This is a genomic window from Geothrix sp. 21YS21S-2 (assembly GCF_030846775.1).
Classification (GTDB): domain Bacteria; phylum Acidobacteriota; class Holophagae; order Holophagales; family Holophagaceae; genus Mesoterricola.
The window spans coordinates 4,585,853-4,607,331 of sequence record NZ_CP132910.1 but is presented as its reverse complement, the minus strand read 5'-3'; the positions used below and the strand labels follow the sequence as shown (position 1 = coordinate 4,607,331).

The following is a 21,479-nucleotide window of genomic DNA, read 5'->3' as shown; positions in this document are numbered from 1 at the left end:
GGACGGTCATGAACCTCGTGCTCCTCCGGGAGGAGGACTTCACGGCTCCGGGCCGGGTCCGGCTCCATGGGCGCAGGGAGCGGCACGTCCTGGAGGTGCACCGGGCGGCCGTGGGAGACGAGCTGGTGGTGGGCCTCCTGGGCGGATCCGTGGGCCGGGGCCGGGTGGCCTCGCTGGAGGACGGCCTCCACCTGGAGGTGGTCCTGGACCGGCCGCCGCCCCAGAAGCTGCCCCTGACCCTGGTGCTGGCCCTGCCCCGGCCCAAGGTGCTCAACCGCACCCTGGCGGCCGCCACGAGCCTGGGGGCGGCCCGCATCTTCCTGGTCAACGCCTGGAAGGTGGAAAAAAGCTACTGGAAGAGCCCGCGCCTTTCGGAGGAGAACCTTCTCGAGCAGCGGATCCTGGGCCTGGAGCAGGCCCGGGACACCATCCTCCCGGAGCTGCACCTCCGCCGCCTCCTGAGGCCCTTCGCCGAGGGCGAGCTCCCCGGAATTCTCCAGGGCACCCTCCCGCTCCTGGCGCATCCGGGCGTGCCCGGGCCCTGCCCCCGCGACGCCGGGGGCCCCGTGACCCTGGTGATCGGCCCCGAGGGCGGGTTCATCCCCGCCGAGGTGGAGATGCTCACCCGGAGCGGGTGCAGGCCGGTGAACCTCGGGGAGCGGATCCTCAGGGTGGAGACCGCGGTCGCCGCCCTCACGGGCCGCCTTTTCTGAGGGACCGGGCAGGGATCCGATGAGAAGATGAAGGTTAATCAACATTCATAGGAGACCTCATGGCCACAGGCACGGGACCGCGCATCATCCAGGTCGAGGAGAAGCTCCCCTTCCTCGAAACGATCCCCCTCAGCCTCCAGCATCTCTTCGCGATGTTCGGCGCGACGGTGCTGGTGCCCTTCCTCCTCCACGTGGATCCCGCCACCTCGCTGCTCATGAACGGCGTGGGCACCCTGGTCTACCTGATCGTGACCCGCGGGAGGATCCCGGCCTACCTGGGCTCCAGCTTCGCCTTCATCGCGCCGGTGCTGGCCGTGCTGGCCGTGCCGGCCCTGGGGGGCTACGCCGCCGCGCAGGGCGGCTTCATCGTCTTCGGCCTCTTCTTCATCCTGATATCTTTCATCGTGCAGCAGGTGGGCACGCGCTGGCTGGAGGTGGTGTTCCCGCCCGCCGCCATGGGCGCCGTGGTGGCCATCATCGGCCTCGAGCTGGCCCCCACCGCCGCGCAGATGGCCGGCCTCGTGCAGGGTCCCGCCACCTCGCCCCTGCCCCACGGCCTGAGCCTCGTGGTGTCCCTGTCCACCCTGGCCATCGTCATCCTGGTCTCGCTCTTCGCACGGGGATTCTTCACCATCATCCCGATCCTCATCGGCGTGGTGGCCGGCTACTGCATCTCCCTCTACCTGGGCCTGGTGGACCTCGCCGCCATCCACAACGCCCCGTGGTTCGCCGTGCCCCACCTCTACAAGCCCGTCTACAACCTCCAGGCCATCATGATGATCTTCCCGGCCTGCTTCGTGGTGCTGGCCGAGCACATCGGCCACCTGGTGGTCACCGGCAACATCGTCGACCGCGACCTCATGAAGGACCCCGGACTCCACCGCTCCCTCCTGGGCGACGGCCTCTCCAACGTCCTCTCCGGCCTCACGGGCGCCACCCCCAACACCACCTACGGCGAGAACATCGGCGTCATGGCCATCACCCGCGTGTTCAGCGTCTGGGTCATCGGCGGCGCGGCCTGCATCGCCATCGTCATCTCCTTCGTGGGCAAGATCGGCGCCGTCATCCGCAGCATCCCCGGCCCCGTCATGGGCGGCGTGTGCCTCCTGCTCTTCGGCGTCATCGCCGCCGCGGGCATCCGCATGATCATCGAGAAGAAGGTGGACTACACCAGGCCCGCCAACCTGATCCTGACCGCCGTCACCTTCGTGGTGGGCATCAGCGGCGCGAAGATCACCCTGGGCCACGTGGCGCTGCAGGGCATGGCCCTGGCCACCGTGGTGGCCATCCTGCTCGGGCTGGTGGTGTGGGTGGGCGAGATGTGCGCCCCCGCCCCGGCGGCGGCCCCCGAGCCCGAATAGCCGTCAGGGGGCCGTGGCGCGCACCTTCAGGCCCATCTTCAGGTCCAGCTTGTAGACCCGGTACTTCAGGTCCATGGCCGAACCCAGCTTCCTGAAGGCCAGGAGGGTCTGGGCCACATAGAAGTCATTGTTGTCGAAGGAGGGGTCCTCCACCAGGTCGGAGGCCAGGTTTCCCGCGTAGGCCTGGGCCCGCAGCCGTTCCTCGTAGAAGGAGGACTTGGGGGCCGCGTAGTCGTACCCGTAGATGAACACCGCCCCGCCCTTGCCCATTCCGGCGTCCCCCCCTTCGCCGCCCAGGGCGCGGTTGTCCTTGAAGGTGCAGCCGCGGAGGTCGAGGTCGCCCCACCGGAGGAAGACCGCGCCGCCCATGGCGCCGCCCGCGCCGCCCCGGCCCCCGGTGACCCCGTCGCCAGGCACGCCGTCGCCGCCGAAGACGCCCCCGGCGCCGCCCGCGGCCCCGGGCAGGAACAGCCCCGAGGCGCTGCCTCCGCTGCTGCCGCCGCCCCCGCCGAAGCCGCCGTCGCCGCCCCCGCCCAGGGGCCCCACGCTGAACCCGCCGCCTCCGCCGAACGTGGCGGGGCCTCCGGGCAGGTTGTCCGCCCAGAGGGACACCGGATCCGTCAGCAGGCCGCCCCGGGCCGCGCCGCCTCCGGCGCCATCGCCGTCCACGGCCGGGCCGCCGCCGCTGTCCGTGGTGGCCACGCCGTCCAGGCAGCCTTCGCCCCCGACGCCCAGGAGCCACCCGCCGTCGGCACCCTTGCCGCCCAGGGGCGGACTGTCGCCGCCGAAGCCGGCTCCGCCGCCGTTCTCGCCGTCACTGCCGGGGCCGCTGTTCCCGCCCACGGCGCGGTTGCCGGAGAAGGTCATGCGGCGCAGGAGCACGTTGCCGTCGTTGATGAACAGGCCTCCCCCCATGCCCGCGGCCCCGCCTCCTCCGCCCGGGGCGTCCCCGCCCTTGGCCAGGCCGTTGGCCACCGTGAACCCGTCGAGCACCACGTCGCCCCCGTCCACGGCGAAGGGACGGTGGGCCCCGCCCCCGTCCACCGTCAAGGTCCGGCGGGCGGGGCCCAGGATGCGGACCTTGGCCGCGATGGGGGGAAGGCCGCTCTGGAGGTGGATGGTCCACGGCTCGTCCTGCGGCAGGCCGAACTGGATGCCGACGACGCCGTCGAACCCTTCGGCCGCCTGCAGGACCTCCCGGAGGGTGCCGGGCCCGTCGTCCGCGGCGCTGGTGACGATCCAGGCGTGATCGGCCGGGAGGAGGTCGTAGGGCTCGGACACGAGATCCTCGCCCCCCCCGTCCACGCGCACCTGGTAGGACCCGGCGTCCTCCAGGGCCACGGGGTCCAGCAGGAGGACCTGACCCGTGGCCCCTGCAAGCACCTCGCCGTCCTTCAGCCATTCGAAGGTGTGCTCCCCGGACGCAGCGCCGTGGCCGTCCAGCTTCGCTTCCAGGCGCACAGCCGCGCCCGGGCTGGGCATCGGGTCCACGGGACCCCGGAGCGTGACCGCAAGGGTCGCGGGGTCCCCGCCGCAGGCCAGCAGGGCAAGGAGGGCAAGGCCAGACAGCCAGCGGAGGAGGGAATGCATGGTCGTAACCCGGATCAGGGCCCCGGGGGGGGCGGCATGGATCGAAAGTCAATTTATAATTTATCCGATGTAGAACGCCGGGCAAGATACTAATTCAATCACAGCGGGCATTAAGTAATAAAAACACCCGATTGGCGATTTCAAATTATCAATGATTCATTGACAAACCGCGCCGCTTTCCTACCTTGGGTATCAACTTGCCAACCTTCAACGGGCAACCGCACCTCCCACCCCAGGCCCCTCGCTTCCAGGTCCAGGGCCGCAAACCCCCATCAATGGAGTTCTCCGTGATCCGAAAGGTCCTGACCCCCCTTGTCATCTGCCTGCTCGCCGCAGGCTCCCAGGCCGATGCGCAGTCCAAGCCAGCCTCCAGGAAGGCCGAAGACGGGATGACCAAGCTCTACATGCAGATGAACAACCTGCTGTTCGGCGCCAACAATTCCAAGAGCATGCTCATCCTGCAGCGCCCCGGGACCATGCTGCCCGACGACTTCTCGGAGATGAGCCGGGACCAGAAGGTGATGCTCAACGACATCGTGGACGTGGTGCCCATGGCCAACCCCAACTACGTGGCCAATGGCAACATGCGGTACTCCACGATCTTCAGGGCCATCGCCCAGAACGCCCAGCCCACCGAAAAGGTCAGCCTCACCGCGGCGGAAGAGGCCCAGCTGAAGGCCGCGAAGGCCTACGTCAACGACAAGGCCAAGGTCGGCAAGTACGAGGCCTTGCGGGACGCCTACTGGGAGGCCCTCGCGAATGAGGAGGCCGCGGCCCAGAACGGCAAGGAGGCCCCCTTCATCTACAAGCAGAAGAAGGCCGCCGCCATGACGAAATGGGAGAACGAAGGCGGCAAGATCGAGTACGACAGGCAGACCCAGATCCTCCGGAGCCTGGGGGCCAAGAGCGGCGACGCCTACTGGCAGGCGCTGAACGAGCGGTTGCAGATGGCCACCGTGGATCACAACTTCAACACCTTTTTCTACCCCCAGCCCAAGGACTGGAAGACGAACGACGGCTGGACCGAAATCAGCTTCGACTACGCCAAGAAGGTCGACGAGAACAAGATGAGCCGTGAGGCCATCAATGCCAGCGTCAAGGGCTCCCATTCCTGGTTCAGCCTCGACGGCGCCTTCTCCAAGACGGACTACAGCGCTTCGGCCCTGATGGACCACGAGGACCTCAAGATCACCTTCAAGGTCAAGCGCGTGAACATCTACCGGAGCTGGTTCGACGACCTGGTCCTGAAGAACGACCGCTGGAAGCTCCCGGCGACGGTGAATTTCAAGGAGATCTCCTTCGGCAATCTGGTGACCAACCGGGACAGGACCTGCGCCATGCCCGTGCTCACGACCGCGCTGCTTCTCGTGAAGGACCTCAGGCTGGACACCACCCTGAGCGCGGCCGAGATGAGCGAATACCAGAACAAGATGTCCGTGAAGGCCAGGATCGGCCTCGGCCCCTTCACCCTCGCGGGCGGCTACGACAAGACCCAGGCAGGCAGGAAGTCCTCGACCACCTTCACGGCCACCGGCGTGAGCGCTCCGGACGTGCAGATCCTGGGCCTCATCGGCACCGCTCCCGACCGCTCTCCCGCATCCTGGGTCAAGTAGCCTCTCGCGCCCCGGACCCAACCCATGAAGCGCCTCGCCGCCACCTTCCTCGCCGCCGCGCCGGTCCTGCTGGCCGGCCCTGACACCGCCCTCGTGGAGAAGGTCTACGCCAAGCTGGCGGAATCCTTTTCCGCGGGCGAGGCCCTGGGCCAGAAGGGGGACTTCCTCCTCCTGGCCCACCCCGGCGTGGCCGTCACCGACGACTTCCTCTCCGATCCCTTCCACGTGGCCAGCCTGGCCGACAGGATCCCCCTTCCCGCCCGCTACTACACCACCGGAAGCCGGACGCTCTCCTCCACCTACCGGACCATCCTGGCTTCGGCTGAAATCACCAACTTCGTGGACCAGGCCAGGAAGCAGAAAGCACTGGAGGCCCGCCGCCTCATCTACGACAGGAGGGCCCCCGGCAAGCCCACCCCGGCCTTTGCGGCCTACCTGGCCTGCAAGGCCGCCTGGGCCTCCGCCATGGACGCCCTCACCCTGGCCCGGACCGAACAGAAGGCCACCGGCAAGGCCGTGCCCGCCGACCTCCAGCGAGCGGTTGACAAGGCCGCCCGGGACCTGGAGGAAAAGGGCCACCGCAAGCTCATCGAGGACGCCCAGAAGGACCTGGAGACCCACTACAACGCCAACGTCAAGGCCCTGTTCAGCAACCTCACCTCCGAACTGGCCGCCTGGTCGAACCATGGCCATGGTGAGGAGTGGTTCTCCGTCACCTGCTCCCCGCCCGCGGAATCCTGGCTGAAGGCGGAAGGCTGGAATCCCTTCAGCCTGACCCAGACGGAAAAGAGCCTGGCCCCCGCGAACCTGGCCGTACCGCTCGAGAAGACGGCGGGCGCGGCCCCGGCCCTGCCTCCCGACTTCCTCGGTTCCGTCACGCTGACCATGGACACCAAGCGGGTGAACTTCGCCCGCCCCTGGCTGGACGCGGGCATCTTCAAGAGCTCCGGCTGGCGCCTCTGGAAGAGCAGCGGGTTCACCATGGTCTCCACCGGCAACCCCGCCGACCGGGATCCCGGCATCATGCCCCTTCTGGTCACCGGCATCCTGCTGTCGCGAAACCTCGCCCTGACGGGCGCCTGGTCCGGCGGAAGCCCCGCTCCCATCAAGGCCCTGGGACCGTTCTCGGTGGAAAAGGCGGTCGTGCGGAACGGCAGGCTCTCCCTCACCGCCAGCGGCGCCCAGATCCTCGGCTTCTTCTGCACGACCGTTCCGAAATCTCCGAACCCCGATCCCGCCAAGGATTTCAGGGCTCCCTGAGGCGTTTCGCCATGCCGCTGCGCACCCCCCTGCCCCGCGCGATCCTGCTGACCGGGCTCGCCTTCGGACGCCTCGCGTCCCAGGATCCCCAGGCCGCGCCCCTCGCCAGGTCCATCTTCGACCCGGGACAGAACCCGCCCTTCGCGGTGGTGAACCCCAGCGGGCCTTCCCCTGCCGCCGGCCCGGGCCCGCGGTACTCGCTGGACGCCAACCGCCAGGAGGTGACGGTCCTGCTCAAGGCCCTCGCGCTCAAGAGCGGAAGGCCCATGGTCATCCTGGAGATGCCCGGGCAGCTGGTGAACGTGAGCTTCAGGGATCTGCCCTTCGAGAAGGCCCTGGCCCAGATCCTGGCCGCGGGGGGCCTGGATTTCCGCAAAGTGGACGACGGCTTTGCCGTGGGCATGTCCATGGACCTGCGCCTGAGGTATCCCCAGGCCGGGGAGGCCGAGCTGGACGCCACCTACCGCTGCCGGCGGGTGAAGGCCAGCGACATGGCCGGAACCCTCGCCGGCCTCCTGCCCGGGATCAAGGCCGTCGCCGGCCCCGTGTTCCTGTCGCCGGAGCTCAAGGAGGGCTCCAGCGGCGAATCCCAGGCGGGGCAGGTCAAGGCCCTGGGCGCCACGGACAAGGACTACCGCACCCACGACGTGGTCATCACCGGCCCCGCGGACCTGGTGCGCCGGGCCCTGACCCTGGCCCAGAAGCTCGACCGGCCCAGGAAGATGGTGCGCCTCAGCGTGAAGGTCATCACCCTCTCGGAAAGCGCCTCCCTCAACCTCGGCGTGGACTGGATGAACTCCGTCGACCTCAAGGCCACGGAGCGGGTCAACGTCGACGCCGCCGGCGCGGCGCCTTCCACCAGCACCGCAACGCTGGTGGACGGGCTCCGGATGGGGAAATTCGCCCACTCGCCGCTGGTGGTCAACGCAACGCTCAACGCCCTGGAGCAGAAGGGCATCGCCAGGACCATCTCCAACCCCACCCTCACGATCCTGGACGGCGAGCGCAGCTTCCTCCTCGACGGCAGGAAGTACGCCTACCCGGAGTTCAAGGGCAGGGAAGGCAGCAACGGTACCGCCATCTATGGGGTCCAGGAGGCCAAGGTCGGCGTGTATCTCCAGGTGGGCGTGCAGGTGGGCCTGGACAACGACATGGTCCTGAGCCTCTACCCGCAGGTCACCGCCGTCGCCGGTTTCACCACCGTCAACGGCGCCCAGGTCCCCAACGTCATCACCTCGGAGGCGCAGACCACGGTGAAGGCCGTCAGCGGCGAAGTCCTCGTGCTGGGAGGACTGACCCGCGAGAACACGGATTCAGGCCGCAACGGGGTGCCCTTCCTTTCCCGGATCCCCCTTCTGGGGCACCTGTTCGCAAGCACCCTGAAGGAGTCCTCCAAATCGGAACTGATGATCATCCTCACGCCCGAACTGGTGGAGGACGCGCCGCCCAGGACCGATGTGAACCTCACCGTCACCGAGGCCCCCGGGGCGTAGATCCGGCTACTGGTAGTAGCCGTACAGGTTCACGTCCATCACCACCGGGGTCCCCCCGGCTTCGAGCTCCGACAGCTCCCCCTGCACCTCGGCGCCCGCGGGCACCAGGAGGCCCGGCGAGAAGCGCTTGCCCACGATGTTGGCGGTGAGGCGGGACTCCAGGCGGGTGGTGATCCCGGCCAGGTCGTAGCTGGTGTTGCCCTGCTTCAGGATGATGCCCAGCCGCAGGGCCCGGGCGGACCTGTTCACCTTCCCGCGCAGGGTGAAGGCGACCTCGGTGATCACGAGGGTCCGGCCCTGAGGCACCCGGAAGAACTCCCCTTCCCTGGGCAGGGAGAAGAGTCCGTTCTCGCTCAAGGACCAGGCCTTGACCCGGGCGGAATTCCGAACGGCCTTGCCCTGCACGAGCACCAGCGTCCGCTCCGCGCCGAACGCCGCAGCCGCGGCGAGGGCAGCCACCGCTGCGATCCTCAACACCTTCGAACCCATGGGGAACTCCTTGCCATTCAGATGCCGGAATCCCCTCCCAGGTTCACGCGTTTCGAGCGCCAGACCGTCGGGGAGAGCCCCGTCTCCCGGCGGAACATGCGAGCGAAGTACGCCTGCGAACTGAAGCCCAGCGCCTCGGCCACGGCGCCCACGGTGAGGCTGGAATCCGCCAGCATCCGGCAGGCCCGGTCCAGGCGCAGGAGGAGGCGGTAGCGCTGGGGAGCCAGGCCCGTCTGGGCGCGGAAGCTGCGCCGGAACCACGAGTAGCTCACCCCCAGCTCGGCGGCGGCGGCCTCCAGGTTGAGGCGGTCCCCGGCGGGGTCGGCCAGGATGCGCCGGGCGTCGCGCACCAGGCGCCCCCGGCGGCCCTCGGCCCCCCCCTGGCGCCCGGCGATCTCCAGCCTCGCCAGGAGGTCCCCCAGGACTCCCGCCATGAGGAGCCCCGCCCCGGGGGGCGGGTTGCGGGCCAGCTCCCTCAGCTTGACGATGGCCCCCAGGAGGCCCTCGTCGAACCCGGCCCGCACCACCCGGGGAGGGGTTCCGAAAAGGTCAAGTCCCGCCCACCGCTCCATCCATGCGCCGCCGAAATCCACGTGGTGGAAGGTGCAGCCCCGCACGGGATCGGGGACCAGGTCGCAGGCCTCCCGGCCGTCCAGGAGCACCACCTCCCCCGCCTCCACCCGAAGGCGGTGCCGTCCCAGCAGCGCCTCCCCGCGCACGAGGTAGAGCAGCCGCCAGCCTCCGGAGGGCGCTCCCATGACCCCCTCCATGGAACCCACGGCCGTGGCGTAGAGGCCCCAGGCTTCCTCGAGGGCGGTGGGCGCGAAGGTGGTGAGTTCGGGCATGAGTCCGGTCCAGTGTCAGAAAGTGCTAACAGTCTGCCAGAAGTGCGGCTATCCGGAGTGTCCGGGGACCCCCTATGCTCTCCATGTCCCCCCTGGAGCGGTCATGCGCGAAGTCCTGAAGCACCTCAAGCAGTACCTGCTGTGCGGGGTCTCCCACGTCATCCCCTTCGTGGCCTGCGGGGGCATCCTCATCGCCTTCTCCATCGCCTTCGCGCCCATGCGGCCCGGTCTGGGGCCCGACTTCAGCCACGCCCCCCTCCTCAAGCTGCTCCTGGACATCGGCTCGGCGGCCTTCACCCTGGTGGTGCCGGTGCTGGCGGGCTACATCGCCTTCGGAATGGCGGACCGGCCCGGCCTCGTCCCGGGCTTCGTGGGGGGCTTCGTGGCCAACACCGTGGGCGCCGGGTTCCTGGGCGGCATCATCGCGGGGCTCCTGGCCGGGGGCGCCGTGATGCTCCTGAAGCGGATTCCCGTGAACCGCCTGCTGCGGCCCATCATGCCCATCCTCGTGATCCCGGTGCTCTCCTCGGTGGCGGTGGGCCTGCTGATGTACGGCCTCCTGGGCGCGCCCATCCGGGATCTCATGGTCTTCATGGGCCACGCGCTGCGGAGCCTGGGCAGCGGCAACCAGGTCCTCCTGGGCCTGGTGCTGGGCGCCATGATCGCCTTCGACATGGGCGGCCCCGTGAACAAGACCGCCTTCTTCTTCGGGGTGGCCATGATCAAGGAGGGCAACGTGGCCGTCATGGGCGCCTGCGCCGCGGCCATCTGCATCCCGCCGCTGGGCCTGGGCCTGGCCACGCTGCTGGCCCCCTCCCGCTGGAGCGCCCAGGAGCGGGAGTCGGGACTGGCCGCCCTGGCCATGGGCACCATCGGCATCACCGAGGGCGCCATCCCCTTCGCGGCCGCCGACCCCCTGCGGGTCATCCCCGTCATCATGGGCGGCTCCGCCCTGGGCGCGGTCCTGGCCATGCTGGGCGGGGTGGGCGACCACGCCCCCCACGGCGGCCTCATCGTCATGCCGGTGGTGGACCACCGCCTGTGGTACCTCGCGTCCATCCTGGCGGGCACCCTCGCCGTTGCCGTCGCCATGAATCTCGTCCGGGCCGGAAAGCCCAAGGAGGCCATGTGAAGATCATCGCCATCACGGCCTGCCCCACGGGCATCGCCCACACCTACATGGCCGCCGAGTGCCTGGAGCGCGCCGGAACCGCGCTGGGGCACCAGGTCAAGGTGGAGACCCAGGGCGCCATGGGCGTGGAGAACCGCCTCACGGAAAGTGACATCGAGGGCGCCGAGGTCCTCATCCTGGCCGCGGACATCCCCGTGACCGGCCGGGAGCGTTTCGCAGCCGTCCCGCGGATCCTGGAAGTGCCGGTGCAGCAGGCCATCCGGAACCCCGCCGAGATCTTCAGCCGCCTCCAATGACCCGGGAAGCCGCGTTCCCCTTCCCCCTCCCCGGAGGGCTCCACGCGCGGCCCGCGGCCGTGCTGCGGGACCGGGCCCTGGCCTTCGAGGCCCACTGCATGTTCATCAACGACCGCACCGGGGCCCGCGCGCCCCTGGGCAACCTCCTGGGCCTGCTGGCCACCGACACCCGCCACCAGGACCCCTGCCGCATCCTGGCCGAGGGCCCCGAGGGGGAGAAGGCGCTGGCGGACCTGGCCGAATTCATCCACGGCGCCTTCCTGGCCTGCGACACGCCGGGCGAGGCCGCCCAGCCCGGAGCCCGGGCCGGCATCGCCATCCACCGCATCCTCGCCCGGGCCGGCTGCGCCTTCCGGGAGGGCGTCCCGGTGGCCCCCGGCGTGGGTTCGGGCCCGGCCGTGCTGGCCCACGCCCCCAAGGCCGAGATCGCCCAGGGGCCCTGCCTGGACCCCGTGGGGGCCTCCCTGGCCCTGCACGCCGCCCTGGCCAAGGTGCTCGGGGCCCTGCGGGCCGCCGCGGCCCAGCCCGGCGATCCCGCCCGCACCGCGGTGCTGGAGGCCCAGGCCGCCATGCTCCAGGACGAGGAGTGGATCGGCGTGATGGAGGAGGGCCTCGCCCACGGGGCCCCCGCGGCCGTGGACTGGGGCGTGCGGTGGGCCCGGGCCCGGCTCCTGGCCTCCAGCAGCGCCTACCTGCAGGAGCGGGCCCTGGACGTCCAGGACCTGGGCGAACGGCTCCTGGCCGAACTCACCGGCGCCGCGCCGGACGTCCTGGACCTGCCCGGCCCCTGCGTGGTCGTGGCCCACGACCTGACCCCCTCCCGGCTCCTGGCGCTGGACCGCAGCCTCGTCCGCGGCCTGGTGCTCGCCGAGGGCGCCGCCACCTCCCACACGGCGATCCTGGCCCGCAATTTCGGCATCCCCTGCGTGGCCGGGGCCGAAGGACCCGCCTTCCCGCCTGGGCAGCGGATCACGGTCGACGGGGACCGGGGCCTCCTGATCCCGGATCCCCCCCCGGCCCTGGACGCCTACTACGCCATCGAGGCCCGCGAACGGTCCCGCCGGCCGGCCCCCCAGTCCGGCCTCACCTCCGACGGCGTGCGCATCGAACTCCAGGCCAACATCCTGGGCGCCCCGGAGGCCGGCCCGGCCTTCGCGTGCGGCGCCGAGGGCATCGGGCTCTTCCGCTCCGAGATGCTCTTCCTGGACCGGGAGTCCGCCCCCGGCGAGGAGGAGCAGTACCAGGCCTACCGCCAGGTCCTGGAGGCCGCCGAAGGCAGGCCCGTGGTGCTCCGGCTCCTGGACGTGGGCGGCGACAAGCCCCTGCCCTACCTGCCCCTGCCCCCGGAGGTCAACCCCTACCTGGGGCGCCGCGGCGTGCGCTGGTACGCGGTCCACCCGGAGCTGGTGCGGACGCAGCTGCGCGCGGCTTCGCGGGCGGCGGCCCACGGGGACCTGCGCCTCATGATCCCCATGGTCGCCGAGGCCGTGGAGATCCGCGCGGTGCGCGCGCTGATGGCCGAGGTGATGCGGGCGCCCCTGCCCCTGGGCATCATGGTGGAAGTGCCCGCCGCGGCCCTGAACCTGGCCTCCCTGGCCCGGGAGGCCGACTTCCTTTGCGTCGGGACCAACGACCTGGTGCAGTACCTCTTCGCGGCGGACCGCGGGGACGCGCGGGTCGCCAAGGCCTCCCACGACTGGCACCCGGCGACGCTCCGGGTGCTGGATCGCATCGTGGCGGAGGCCTCCGGGCGCCCCGTCAGCCTCTGCGGCGAGATGGCGGGCCGGCCCTGGCTTCTGCCCCTCCTGGTCGGACTCGGCTTCCGCACGCTGAGCATGGCCCCGGCCCTCCTGCCGGAGGCGCGGAGGACCCTGGCGCACCTGGATTCCGGGCAGTGCCGGGCCCTGGCCGTGCGCGCCCTCGACTCGGACGACGCGGACGGAGTGGAGACCCTCTTGCGCGAGCGCGCCGGGAACCCGCAGGCCGCCGAGCTGGTCACCCTGGACCTCATCGAGGCCCGCGCATCCTGCGCCACCAAGGAGGAGGCCATCAAGCTCCTGGCGGAGCGCATGGCGGCCCTGGGCCGGGCCCGGGACCCGCTGGCCCTGGAGGAGGCCGCCTGGGAGCGCGAGCTCACCTACGCCACGGGCGTCGGCTTCGGCTTCGCGGTGCCCCACTGCAAGTCCTTCGCCGTGGAGACCCCGTCCCTGGCCGTCCTGCGCCTGGCGGAACCCGTCGAGTGGGGCTCCCTGGACGGGCTCCCCGTGGACTGCCTCCTGTTCCTGGCCACCCCGGCCGACGACGGCGGCCAGGAGCACCTCCGCATCTTCGCGCGCCTCGCCCGCAAGCTCATGGACGAGGCCTTCCGCGACGCCCTTCGCAGCGCGCCCACATCCCAGGCCATCCTCTCCCACCTCTTGAGCCAGGTCATCACCCCCGTCTGACAGGAAAAACCCATGCGCAGAACCCTCCTCGCCGCCTCCCTCACCACGTCCCTGGCTTCGCTGATCGCCGCGGCGCCGGACCTCGAAAAGGGCCGGACCCTCTTCGTCGCCAACTACTCCCACCTGGACACCCAGTGGCGGTGGGCCTACCCCCTGGTGGTCCGGGAGATGCTCCGGAACACACTCTACGACAACTTCCGCATCATGGAGGAGCATCCGGAATACGTCTTCAACTGGTCCGGCGCCGGGCGCTACCAGCTGATCAAGGAGTACTACCCGGCCGAGTACGCGCGCCTCAAGGGCTACGTGGCCAAGGGCCAGTGGTGGCCCTCCTCCAACGCCTGGGAGGAATCGGACGTGAACGTGCCCGCCTCGGAGTCCGTCATCCGCCAGCTGCTGGTGGGCCACACCTTCTTCAAGCGGGAATTCGGCACCGAGAGCTCGGACTTCATGCTGCCGGACTGCTTCGGGTTCCCCGCCTCCCTGCCCTCCATCCTCGCCCACTGCGGCCTCAAGGGCTTCTCCACCCAGAAGCTCACGTGGCACTCCGCCGCGGGCATCCCCTTCAACGTGGGGCGGTGGGAAGGTCCCGACGGGAACTCCGTGGTCGCCGCCCTCAACGCGGGAACCTACGACGCCCACCTCACCGCGCCCCTTGACGGGGAGGCCTGGGTGAAGCGCCTGGACGCCAACGGCGCCGCCTCGGGCCTGAAGGTGGACTACCTCTACAACGGCAACGGGGACGAGGGCGGATCGCCCTTCCCGGATTCCCTGGCCACCCTCTGGGCCGGGCTCAAGGCCAAGGGCCCCGTGAACATCGTCGCGGGCCGGGCGGACCTCATGTTCAACGCCATCACGGACGCCCAGAAGGCGAAGCTCCCGTCCTACCGCGGGGACCTCCTCCTCATCGAGCACTCCGCAGGTTCGCTCTCCTCGCAGGCCTTCATGAAGCACCTGAACCGGCGCAACGAACTCTTGGCGGACGCGGCGGAAAAGGCCAGCACCGCGGCCCACCTCCTGGGCGCCGCCCCCTATCCCGCCGCCACGCTGGAGAAGGCCTGGGGCCTGATGCTCCGCAACGAGTTCCACGACATCCTGCCCGGCACCTGCCTGCCCAAGAGCTACGAATACGCCTGGAACGACGAGCTCCTGGCGGCCAAGGCCTTCCAGGGGAGCCTGGAGGACGGAGTCGCCGCCGTCACGCGCGGACTGGACACGCGGGTGGCGGGCGTGCCCCTGGTGGTCTTCAATCCCCTGGGCATCGCCCGGGAGGACGTGGTGGACGCCCTGGTCCCCGCGGCCCTGGCCGGGGCCGGGAACCTCGTCGCAACCGACGGGGCCGGCCGCAAGCTGCCCACCCAGCTCACGGTGGGCGCCGACGGAAAGCGCCACGTGATCTTCCGGGCCAAGGTGCCTTCCGTGGGCTTCGCGGTCTTCGGCCTCCAGGCCGGTCCGGCCGCCGAAGGCAGGGAACTCTCCGTCACGGCCCGGGTGCTGGAGAACGCCCGCTACCGCGTCACGGTCCTGGACTCCGGCGATCTCGGCGGCATCTACGACAAGGTGAACCGCCGCGAGCTCCTGTCGGGGCCGGGGCGCCTGGCCTTCCAGCACGAGAAGCCCTCCCGGTGGCCGGCCTGGAACATGGACTGGACCGACCGCCAGAAACCCGCCCGGGCCTTCGTTTCGGGCCCCGCGCGCATCACGGTCCTGGAGAACGGCCCCGTGCGCGTCTCGCTGCAGGTGGAGCGGGAGTCGGAGGACTCGCGCTTCCAGCAGACCTTCAGCCTCACCCAGGGCGGCGACCGCGTGGAAGTGGCCAACCTCGTGGACTGGAAGTCCTCCCAGAGCTCCCTCAAGGCCGACCTGCCCCTGGCCGTGTCCAACCCCCAGGCCACCTACAACTGGGACCTGGGCACCATCCAGCGGGGCAACAACGACCCGAAGAAGTACGAGGTGCCCACCCACGGCTGGATGGACCTCACCGACGCCAAGGGCGACTACGGCGTCACCGTCCTCACGGGCGCCAAGTACGGCTCCGACAAGCCCGATGACCACACCCTGCGCCTGACCCTCCTCTACACGCCCGGCGTGGACAAGGACTACCGGGAGCAGCGCTGGCAGGACTGGGGCCGGCACGCCTTCACCTACGGCATCGCCGGGCACAAGGGCGACTGGCGCAAGGCCGGCAGCCCCTGGCTGGCCCAGCGCCAGGACCGGCCCCTGGAGGCCTTCCAGGCCACCCCGCACGCGGGGCCCCTGGGCCGGGCCTTCAGCCTCCTGCAGGTCTCGGGGGCCCAGGTGGCCATCCAGGCCGTGAAGCGCGCCGAGGACGGCGAGGGCATCGTGGTGCGGCTCCAGGAACTGGACGGCGCCGCCGCGTCCGTGGCCCTGAAGGCCGCCGGCCCCGTCCTTGCGGCCCGCGAACTGGACGGCCTGGAGCGCCCCCTGGGCTCCGTGGCCGTGAAGGACGGCTCCCTCCAGCTGGCCTTCAAGCCCTACCAGCTGCGCACCCTCGGGCTGCGCCTGGACGCGCCGGCGGCCCTGGCGGCCCCGGCCTCCACGCCCCTGGACCTGCCCTTCAACCTGCAGGCCTTCACCACCGACGGCCACCGCGAGGACGGCGCCATGGACGGGGCCTTCACGGGCTACCCCGCCGAGATGATCGAGGATTCGGTCCAGGCCGCGGGCGTCACCTTCCGGATGGGCCCCCGCGCCCCCCGCAGCCCCAATGCCGTCGCCTGCGACGGCCAGACCCTGGCCCTGCCCGCGGGCGCGCGCCGGGTGCACCTGCTGATGGCCGCCTCCGCGGGCAACACCACCGCCGTGTTCACCGCGGGCCCCTCCGCCGTGACGGTGCCCGTGCCGGCCTGGACCGGCTACGTGGGGTCCTGGGACAACCGGGTCTTCGACGGCGAGGTCTCCGACAAGACCTACAGCGTGGACAACGCCCTGGTGCGCCTGGATCCCGCGTTCCTGGCTCCCGGCAGGCCGGCATGGTGGGCCTCGCACCTCCACGCCAAGGGCGAGGACCGGGTGTACGAGTACAGCTACATGTTCTCCGTTCCCGTGGAGATCCCGGAAGGCGTGGCCACCCTGACCCTGCCCCGGGACCGCAACGTGAAGGTCTTCGCCGCCACCGCCGCCACGGTGGACAACGCCGGCGGCGCCTCCCTCCGTCCCTTCCTCCCGGAGCTCCTGCGGGACGCGGCCTTCCAGGCGAGGTTCTCCAGGCCCTGACGGCCGTATACTTGTGGATCTGGAGAACGCATGATCCGCAGATGTTCCGACCTGCCCATGGAACCCAAGCTGGCCATCCGGGGCGGGACGGGACCCGCGCTGAGCGGCGACTACTTCGGCCAGGGCGCCATGGACGGCGTCCTGGCCGCGGGGCGCACCGTGCTGGAGCCCGGCTCCAGCATCGGCGAGCATCCCCATCCCAACACGGACGAACTCTACCTGATCATGGAGGGCCGCGGCACGGGGATCCTGGACGGGGAACGGTTCCCCGTGGGCCCGGGCGATCTCTTCATCCTGAAGGCGGGGCACTCCCACGGGCTGGTGAACGACTCCGGGGAGCGGCTCGTGCTGTTCGGCCTCCTCACCCGGCAGGACGCCAAATCCCCCTTGTGCAAATAAATTAATAATACATATTGTGGGGTATGCCAGGCAGCGGGGCGCTCCCGGGCGACGCCGTGCTGGATCCCTGCCCCACGGCCGGTCATGGAGCCCTGGCGACCTCGCCCACCCATCCGGAGCCGTGCCGAAACAGCATGAACGCCTCGCCCTCACACCTTCGGCTTCTCATGCCATTGCGGGACAAGCATTCCAGGTCATCCGCGCGCACGGGTCCACGCATGCCGCCTTCGATCCGCATTTTTCCGCTCGTTATCGGCCTGGCAACCGGGCTTTGGGGGCAGGATCGCACGGAGCTCGTGAACCGGTCGGGCCAGCCCTGGACCCTCGCCCTCGCGGAGGGGGCGAAGCCCGGCAGGGGGTCCCTGACCCTCCTGGACAAGTTCACGGGAAAGGTCCAGGCCGAACTGGCGAAGGTCGGGGAGAGCGTCACCCTGCCTCCCCAGGGGCGGTTCCTGGTGATCTTCAACCGCAGCGGGGGCTACCTCTTCCGGGATTTCCTGCTCAAGGACGCGTTCGGCTTCTATGCGGAATATGTGGCAAGCGTCGAGTTCCTGTCGGCGCCGAACATCTCGATCCAGCTTGTGGACCACCACGTGGGGCCCCCCATGGACCGATCGGATGATGGAGCCATCAAACAATACGTCATGGATGCCATCACGCTTGGAAGTGGGAACATCATTATTCATCACGCATCTCTCAAAGGAATAAAAGCGTTCGGGCAGTCGTATTCCTTTTTACCTTCATTTGAACCTGTTGAATTACCAACGAACTAATTTATAGATCTATTGACAAGATCAATGAAGTCCCCCAAACTTGAAGTGCGGATTGAGTCGCAGGCTCGATTCGCGTTGGAAATAAATTAAATATTCCTGATCGCCGCAACGACGGCCCCGCCTTTCTTGGAGCACCCCCGTGAACCCATCCGTTCTCGCAGCCATCCTATGCCCCGTCCTCTCCCTTTCCGCCCAGTCCCCGGCCCGGCCTGCCGATGGGCCCGGCGACGTCCTCCGGGTGGGGGACTACCGGCCCACCCCCGTCGACCAACCCCAGGTCCTGGAAGCCAAAGGTTTTCTCCAGCGAAAGCTCCCCAACCTGACCCTTCTGGACGTGACCCGGGCCTACACCCAGGTGGTGGCCGGAATCAACGTCAAGCTGGTGGCCAAGGTGCTGGACGAGGAGGGGACCATGGACTGGGAGTTCGTGGCGTACCAGAGCCTGGACGGGAAATGGCATCTTACTTCGGCGAACCGCATCTGATCGGCGCGCCTCAATCCGGGAGGCTCCGCCAGCCGGGGTCCGGAGCGAAGCGGCTGCCGAGGCGATGCTCCAGGCCCTCGAGGCGGGCCCGCTGGACCTCGGCCCCTTCGTTCCGGTTGTGGTTCATGGGGCCCCCCGTGAAGGGGGCGAAGCCGGTGCCGAAGATCATGCCGGCATCCAGGAGGTCCGCGTCCAGGGTGACCCGTTCCCGGTGGCAGGCCACCGCCTCGTTCAGGAGGCGCAGGACCAGCCGCTGCTCCACGGGGCCCCCCGGCGTGGGCAGGGAGGCCTTGGGAATCCGGGGCCGGTCGCCGCGGTAGTCATAGAAGCCCCGTCCGGTCTTGCGGCCCAGGCGGCCTGCGGCCACCAGCTCCTCCAGGCGCCGGGGAACCGCGCACCCGAAGCTGGCCCCCAGGATCCGGGCCACGGAAAGGCACACGTCCAGCCCCACGGTGTCGGCCAGGAGCACCGGGCCCATGGGCATGCCGAAGGCCAGGGCCGCGCGGTCGATCTCGTGGGCCGGCACGCCCTCCCCCTCCAGGGCCACCGCCTCCAGGAGGTAGGACATGAGGATGCGGTTCACCAGGAAGCCCGGGGTGCTCCGTACGGGCAGGGGCAGGCGGCGGATGGCGCCCACGAAGGCCATGGCCCGCTCCGAGACGCCCGCGGGCGTGGAGGCCATGGACACCACCTCCACCAGCTGCATGCGGGCCACGGGGTTGAAGAAATGGAGGCCCACGAACCGCTCCGGATGCTCCAGGGCTCCGGCCAGTTCCTCCAGGGGGATGCTGGAGGTGTTGGTGGCCAGGAGGGCCTCCGGCCTCATGCGCGGTTCCAGGGTCCGGTACAGGGCCCGCTTGGCGTCGGCGTCCTCGAAGATGGCCTCGATGACAACATCCGCCCGGGCGGCGCCCTCGCCGGCGAGGTCCCCGCCGATGCGGTCCAGGGCCGCGGCCACCAGGCGGGGGTCCTTGAGTTTCCGGCGGAAGAGTTCGGCGGCGCGCTTCATGACCTGGGCCAGACGCGGGCCGTCCACGTCCTGGATGGTCACCTGGAGGCCCTGGAGGGCGCACCAGGCGGCGATGTCGCCGCCCATCGCCCCGGCGCCCGCCACGTGCACGAACCGCGCCGGGGGATGGCCGCCACGGGCGAGGTCCTTGAGCCGCTCCTGCAGCTGGAAGACCCGCACCAGGTTCCTTGAGGCGGGACCGGTGACGAGCTGGGCGACGGACCGCGCCTCGGCCGGATAGGCCGCCTCCGGGGCCCTCGCCTGGGCCTCCCAGAGGGCGATGAGGGCGGAAGGCGCCGGGTAGTGGGCCGGGGGGGCCAGCCGTGCCGCGCGGCCCCGGAGGAAGCGGGCCAGGAGTGGCCTCAGCGGCCAGATCCCGGGAAGCCGCCGGGCCCAGGAAGCCCGCCGGGGCGGCGCGGCCCGCAGCAGGGCGGCCCGCCCGGCCCTGGGGAGCTGGCGCTCCGGAACCACCTCGTCCACGAGCCCCAGTTCGTGCGCCTTGCGGGCGGAAACCGACCGCCCCGTGAGCATCAGATCCAGGGCCGCCACGGGTCCGAGAAGGCGCACCAGGCGGACGGTCCCTCCGAAGCCCGGGTGGATGCCCAGAAGGACCTCCGGCAGGCCCAGCCGCGTCCCGGGGTCGTCGCTGGCGACCCGGTACCGGCAGGCCAGGGCCAGTTCCAGGCCTCCCCCCAGGCAGTAGCCGTGGACCAGGGCCACCGTCGGCAGGGGAAGGGCCTCCAGTTTGGCGAAGACGCCCTGGCCGCGGCCGATCCGCGCGGAGGCCTCCCCCGCCTCCGCCAGGCCCCCGAATTCGGACACGTCGGCGCCCGCGATGAACCCGCCGGCCTTGCCCGAGCGCAGTACCAGACCCTTCCACGCGCCCGCGGCCACCCGGTCCAGCACCCGGTCCAGCTCCTCCAGGACCTCGGCGGAGAGGGTGTTGGCGCTGGCGTGCGCCCGGTCCAGGACCAGGTCCAGGATCCCGTCCTCCCCCGCCTCCCCCCGCCAGTGGCGGAACCCGTCGAAGGCCGTGGACATCAGGCGCCCTCCCGTTCCAGGAGCATGGCCCCGCCCTGCCCGCCTCCGATGCACTGGCTGGCCAGGCCCCGCCGGGCGCCGTTCCGCCGGAGCACGTGGAGGAGGTGCAGGACGATGCGGGCTCCGCTGCAGCCCACGGGGTGGCCCAGGGCGATGCCGCCCCCGTCCACGTTCAGGCGCTCGGGGTCGATGGCGTCGAAGGCGGGGGCGTCCAGTTCGTCCCGGCAGTAGGCGCGGTCCGCCCAGGCTTCCTGGCAGGCCAGGACCTGGGCGGCGAAGGCCTCGTTGATCTCCCAGTAGTCGACGTCCCCGGTGCGCAGGCCGTTCCGCAGGAGGATGGGGCCCATGGCATGCACGGGGCCCAGGCCCATCTGGCTGGGCTCCAGGCCCGCCCACTGGCAGTCCGCCACCCGGCCCAGGCTGGTGAGCCCGTGCCGGCGCATGGCCTCCTCGCTGGCCAGGAGGAGGCAGGCGGCGCCGTCCGTGATCTGGGCGCTGTTGCCGGCGGTGACCCGGCCGTGGGGGGGATCGAAGGCGGGCCTGAGGCGCCCCAGTCCCGCAAGGTCCGCCTCCCGGCGCAGGCCCTCGTCCCGGTCGTAGAAGGTCCCGTCGTCGCCGTAGAGGGGGGCCAGCTCCTCCAGGCGGCCTTCGTCCTGGGCCCGGGCGAGGCGCTGATGGCTGGCCAGGGCGTAGGCGTCCATGCGCTCCCGCGTGAGCCCGAAGCGGTTGGCCAGCAGCTCAGCGGTCTGGCCCATGTTCAGACCGGTGAGGGGATCGGTGAGGCCCCTGGCCAGGCTGATGACGGGCCTGAGGTGCGCCGGCCGGAACCGGGCTGCCGCCCTCACCTTCGCCCACAGGGTCCGGGCGCGGCCCAGGTCCGCCAGCACCCGCACCATCCCGTCGCTGAACAGCACCGGGGAGTGGCTCATGGCCTCCGTGCCCCCTGCGAGCACCAGCTCGGCCCTGCCGCAGGCGATGTCCAGGGCGGCGGCATCGATGGCCTGCATGCCCGATCCGCAGTTCCGCTGCACGGTCCAGGCGGGCACCGCCTTCCCGCACCCCAGGCGCAGGGCGAGCAGGCGCGCGATGTTGGCCTCGTCGGGGCCGGGGACGATGCAACCCAGGATGACCTCGTCCAGGGCCTCCGGCCGGAAGGGCTGCCGTGCGAGAAGGGCCTTGCCCGCCGCCACGGCCAGGTCCGAAGCGCGGAAGGGGCCCGGGGCGCCCCGTGCCTTGAGGAAGGGCGTGCGGGCCCCGTCGACGATGTGGACGGGCCTCCCTCCGGCATAGGCGCCCATGG

The 21,479-nt window shown here is 70.5% G+C and carries 17 protein-coding genes; 12 read left to right on the top strand and 5 right to left on the bottom strand.

Features of this window, described 5'->3' with window-relative positions; translation table 11 throughout:
• Nucleotides 1-8: 8 nt before the first annotated feature.
• Nucleotides 9-713, top strand: coding sequence for a 16S rRNA (uracil(1498)-N(3))-methyltransferase (locus RAH40_RS20280; RefSeq protein WP_306599449.1), 705 nt, complete (start codon nt 9-11; stop codon nt 711-713).
• A gap of 59 nt (nt 714-772) precedes the next feature.
• Entirely contained in the window at nt 773-2,074 is a 1,302-nt protein-coding gene (gene uraA / locus RAH40_RS20275) for a uracil permease (protein ID WP_306599448.1), read from the top strand.
• Between the two features lie 3 nt (nt 2,075-2,077).
• Here the strand turns inward: uraA and RAH40_RS20270 are convergent, their stop codons facing one another.
• Complete coding sequence (locus RAH40_RS20270; RefSeq protein ID WP_306599447.1) at nt 2,078-3,664, bottom strand: hypothetical protein; 1,587 nt, start codon at nt 3,662-3,664, stop codon at nt 2,078-2,080.
• 287 nt (nt 3,665-3,951) lie between these two features.
• On the opposite strand from RAH40_RS20270, the gene RAH40_RS20265 reads away from it, so the two are divergent.
• The 3 genes from RAH40_RS20265 to RAH40_RS20255 are packed head-to-tail and all read left to right on the top strand — an operon-like array spanning nt 3,952 to nt 8,030.
• Nucleotides 3,952-5,277, top strand: coding sequence for a hypothetical protein (locus RAH40_RS20265; RefSeq protein WP_306599446.1), 1,326 nt, complete (start codon nt 3,952-3,954; stop codon nt 5,275-5,277).
• Nucleotides 5,278-5,301: 24 nt separating this feature from the next.
• Nucleotides 5,302-6,537, top strand: a complete 1,236-nt coding sequence (locus RAH40_RS20260; RefSeq protein WP_306599445.1) for a hypothetical protein — start codon at nt 5,302-5,304, stop codon at nt 6,535-6,537.
• An 11-nt stretch (nt 6,538-6,548) separates the two neighbouring features.
• Nucleotides 6,549-8,030, top strand: a complete 1,482-nt coding sequence (locus RAH40_RS20255) for a type II secretion system protein GspD (RefSeq protein ID WP_306599444.1) — start codon at nt 6,549-6,551, stop codon at nt 8,028-8,030.
• A gap of 6 nt (nt 8,031-8,036) precedes the next feature.
• Here RAH40_RS20255 and RAH40_RS20250 read toward each other — a convergent pair whose 3' ends face one another.
• Nucleotides 8,037-8,519 (bottom strand): hypothetical protein, encoded by a 483-nt coding sequence (locus RAH40_RS20250; protein WP_306599443.1) that lies wholly within the window; start codon nt 8,517-8,519, stop codon nt 8,037-8,039.
• A gap of 17 nt (nt 8,520-8,536) precedes the next feature.
• The gene (locus RAH40_RS20245; RefSeq protein ID WP_306599442.1) at nt 8,537-9,364 is read right to left on the bottom strand and encodes an AraC family transcriptional regulator; all 828 of its coding nucleotides are present in this window, start codon (nt 9,362-9,364) and stop codon (nt 8,537-8,539) included.
• Nucleotides 9,365-9,467: 103 nt separating this feature from the next.
• On the opposite strand from RAH40_RS20245, the gene RAH40_RS20240 reads away from it, so the two are divergent.
• The 7 genes from RAH40_RS20240 (at nt 9,468) to RAH40_RS20210 (ending at nt 18,129) form a co-directional block, all read left to right on the top strand.
• Entirely contained in the window at nt 9,468-10,496 is a 1,029-nt protein-coding gene (locus RAH40_RS20240) for a PTS fructose transporter subunit IIC (protein WP_306599441.1), read from the top strand.
• Nucleotides 10,493-10,792, top strand: coding sequence for a PTS fructose transporter subunit IIB (locus tag RAH40_RS20235; RefSeq protein ID WP_306599440.1), 300 nt, complete (start codon nt 10,493-10,495; stop codon nt 10,790-10,792). Before RAH40_RS20240 ends, RAH40_RS20235 begins: the two co-directional genes overlap by 4 nt.
• Nucleotides 10,789-13,236, top strand: a complete 2,448-nt coding sequence (gene ptsP / locus RAH40_RS20230) for a phosphoenolpyruvate--protein phosphotransferase (RefSeq protein ID WP_306599439.1) — start codon at nt 10,789-10,791, stop codon at nt 13,234-13,236. The genes RAH40_RS20235 and ptsP overlap by 4 nt, the downstream gene beginning before the upstream one ends.
• Nucleotides 13,237-13,248: 12 nt before the next feature.
• Nucleotides 13,249-16,473 (top strand): glycoside hydrolase family 38 C-terminal domain-containing protein, encoded by a 3,225-nt coding sequence (locus RAH40_RS20225; protein ID WP_306599438.1) that lies wholly within the window; start codon nt 13,249-13,251, stop codon nt 16,471-16,473.
• Nucleotides 16,474-16,503: 30 nt separating this feature from the next.
• On the top strand, nt 16,504-16,872 hold the full coding sequence (locus tag RAH40_RS20220) for a cupin domain-containing protein (RefSeq protein WP_306599437.1): 369 nt from the start codon (nt 16,504-16,506) through the stop codon (nt 16,870-16,872).
• 218 nt (nt 16,873-17,090) lie between these two features.
• Complete coding sequence (locus tag RAH40_RS20215) at nt 17,091-17,645, top strand: hypothetical protein (RefSeq protein WP_306599436.1); 555 nt, start codon at nt 17,091-17,093, stop codon at nt 17,643-17,645.
• 139 nt (nt 17,646-17,784) lie between these two features.
• On the top strand, nt 17,785-18,129 hold the full coding sequence (locus RAH40_RS20210; RefSeq protein WP_306599435.1) for a hypothetical protein: 345 nt from the start codon (nt 17,785-17,787) through the stop codon (nt 18,127-18,129).
• Between the two features lie 10 nt (nt 18,130-18,139).
• Here the strand turns inward: RAH40_RS20210 and RAH40_RS20205 are convergent, their stop codons facing one another.
• The gene (locus tag RAH40_RS20205) at nt 18,140-20,179 is read right to left on the bottom strand and encodes a 3-hydroxyacyl-CoA dehydrogenase NAD-binding domain-containing protein (RefSeq protein WP_306599434.1); all 2,040 of its coding nucleotides are present in this window, start codon (nt 20,177-20,179) and stop codon (nt 18,140-18,142) included.
• The gene (locus tag RAH40_RS20200; protein ID WP_306599433.1) at nt 20,179-21,477 is read right to left on the bottom strand and encodes an acetyl-CoA C-acetyltransferase; all 1,299 of its coding nucleotides are present in this window, start codon (nt 21,475-21,477) and stop codon (nt 20,179-20,181) included. Before RAH40_RS20200 ends, RAH40_RS20205 begins: the two co-directional genes overlap by 1 nt.
• Nucleotides 21,478-21,479 lie beyond the last annotated feature (2 nt).

Excerpts from the sequence above, each read along its gene's own strand:
- RAH40_RS20280 (WP_306599449.1), top strand. The coding sequence starts at position 9 with ATGAACCTCGTGCTCCTCCGGGAGGAGGACTTCACGGCTCCGGGCCGG.
- uraA (WP_306599448.1), top strand. The coding sequence starts at position 773 with ATGGCCACAGGCACGGGACCGCGCATCATCCAGGTCGAGGAGAAGCTC.
- RAH40_RS20270 (WP_306599447.1), bottom strand. The coding sequence starts at position 3,664 with ATGCATTCCCTCCTCCGCTGGCTGTCTGGCCTTGCCCTCCTTGCCCTG.
- RAH40_RS20260 (WP_306599445.1), top strand. The coding sequence starts at position 5,302 with ATGAAGCGCCTCGCCGCCACCTTCCTCGCCGCCGCGCCGGTCCTGCTG.
- RAH40_RS20255 (WP_306599444.1), top strand. The coding sequence starts at position 6,549 with ATGCCGCTGCGCACCCCCCTGCCCCGCGCGATCCTGCTGACCGGGCTC.
- RAH40_RS20250 (WP_306599443.1), bottom strand. The coding sequence starts at position 8,519 with ATGGGTTCGAAGGTGTTGAGGATCGCAGCGGTGGCTGCCCTCGCCGCG.
- RAH40_RS20245 (WP_306599442.1), bottom strand. The coding sequence starts at position 9,364 with ATGCCCGAACTCACCACCTTCGCGCCCACCGCCCTCGAGGAAGCCTGG.
- RAH40_RS20240 (WP_306599441.1), top strand. The coding sequence starts at position 9,468 with ATGCGCGAAGTCCTGAAGCACCTCAAGCAGTACCTGCTGTGCGGGGTC.
- ptsP (WP_306599439.1), top strand. The coding sequence starts at position 10,789 with ATGACCCGGGAAGCCGCGTTCCCCTTCCCCCTCCCCGGAGGGCTCCAC.
- RAH40_RS20225 (WP_306599438.1), top strand. The coding sequence starts at position 13,249 with ATGCGCAGAACCCTCCTCGCCGCCTCCCTCACCACGTCCCTGGCTTCG.
- RAH40_RS20220 (WP_306599437.1), top strand. The coding sequence starts at position 16,504 with ATGATCCGCAGATGTTCCGACCTGCCCATGGAACCCAAGCTGGCCATC.
- RAH40_RS20215 (WP_306599436.1), top strand. The coding sequence starts at position 17,091 with ATGCCGCCTTCGATCCGCATTTTTCCGCTCGTTATCGGCCTGGCAACC.
- RAH40_RS20205 (WP_306599434.1), bottom strand. The coding sequence starts at position 20,179 with ATGTCCACGGCCTTCGACGGGTTCCGCCACTGGCGGGGGGAGGCGGGG.
- RAH40_RS20200 (WP_306599433.1), bottom strand. The coding sequence starts at position 21,477 with ATGGGCGCCTATGCCGGAGGGAGGCCCGTCCACATCGTCGACGGGGCC.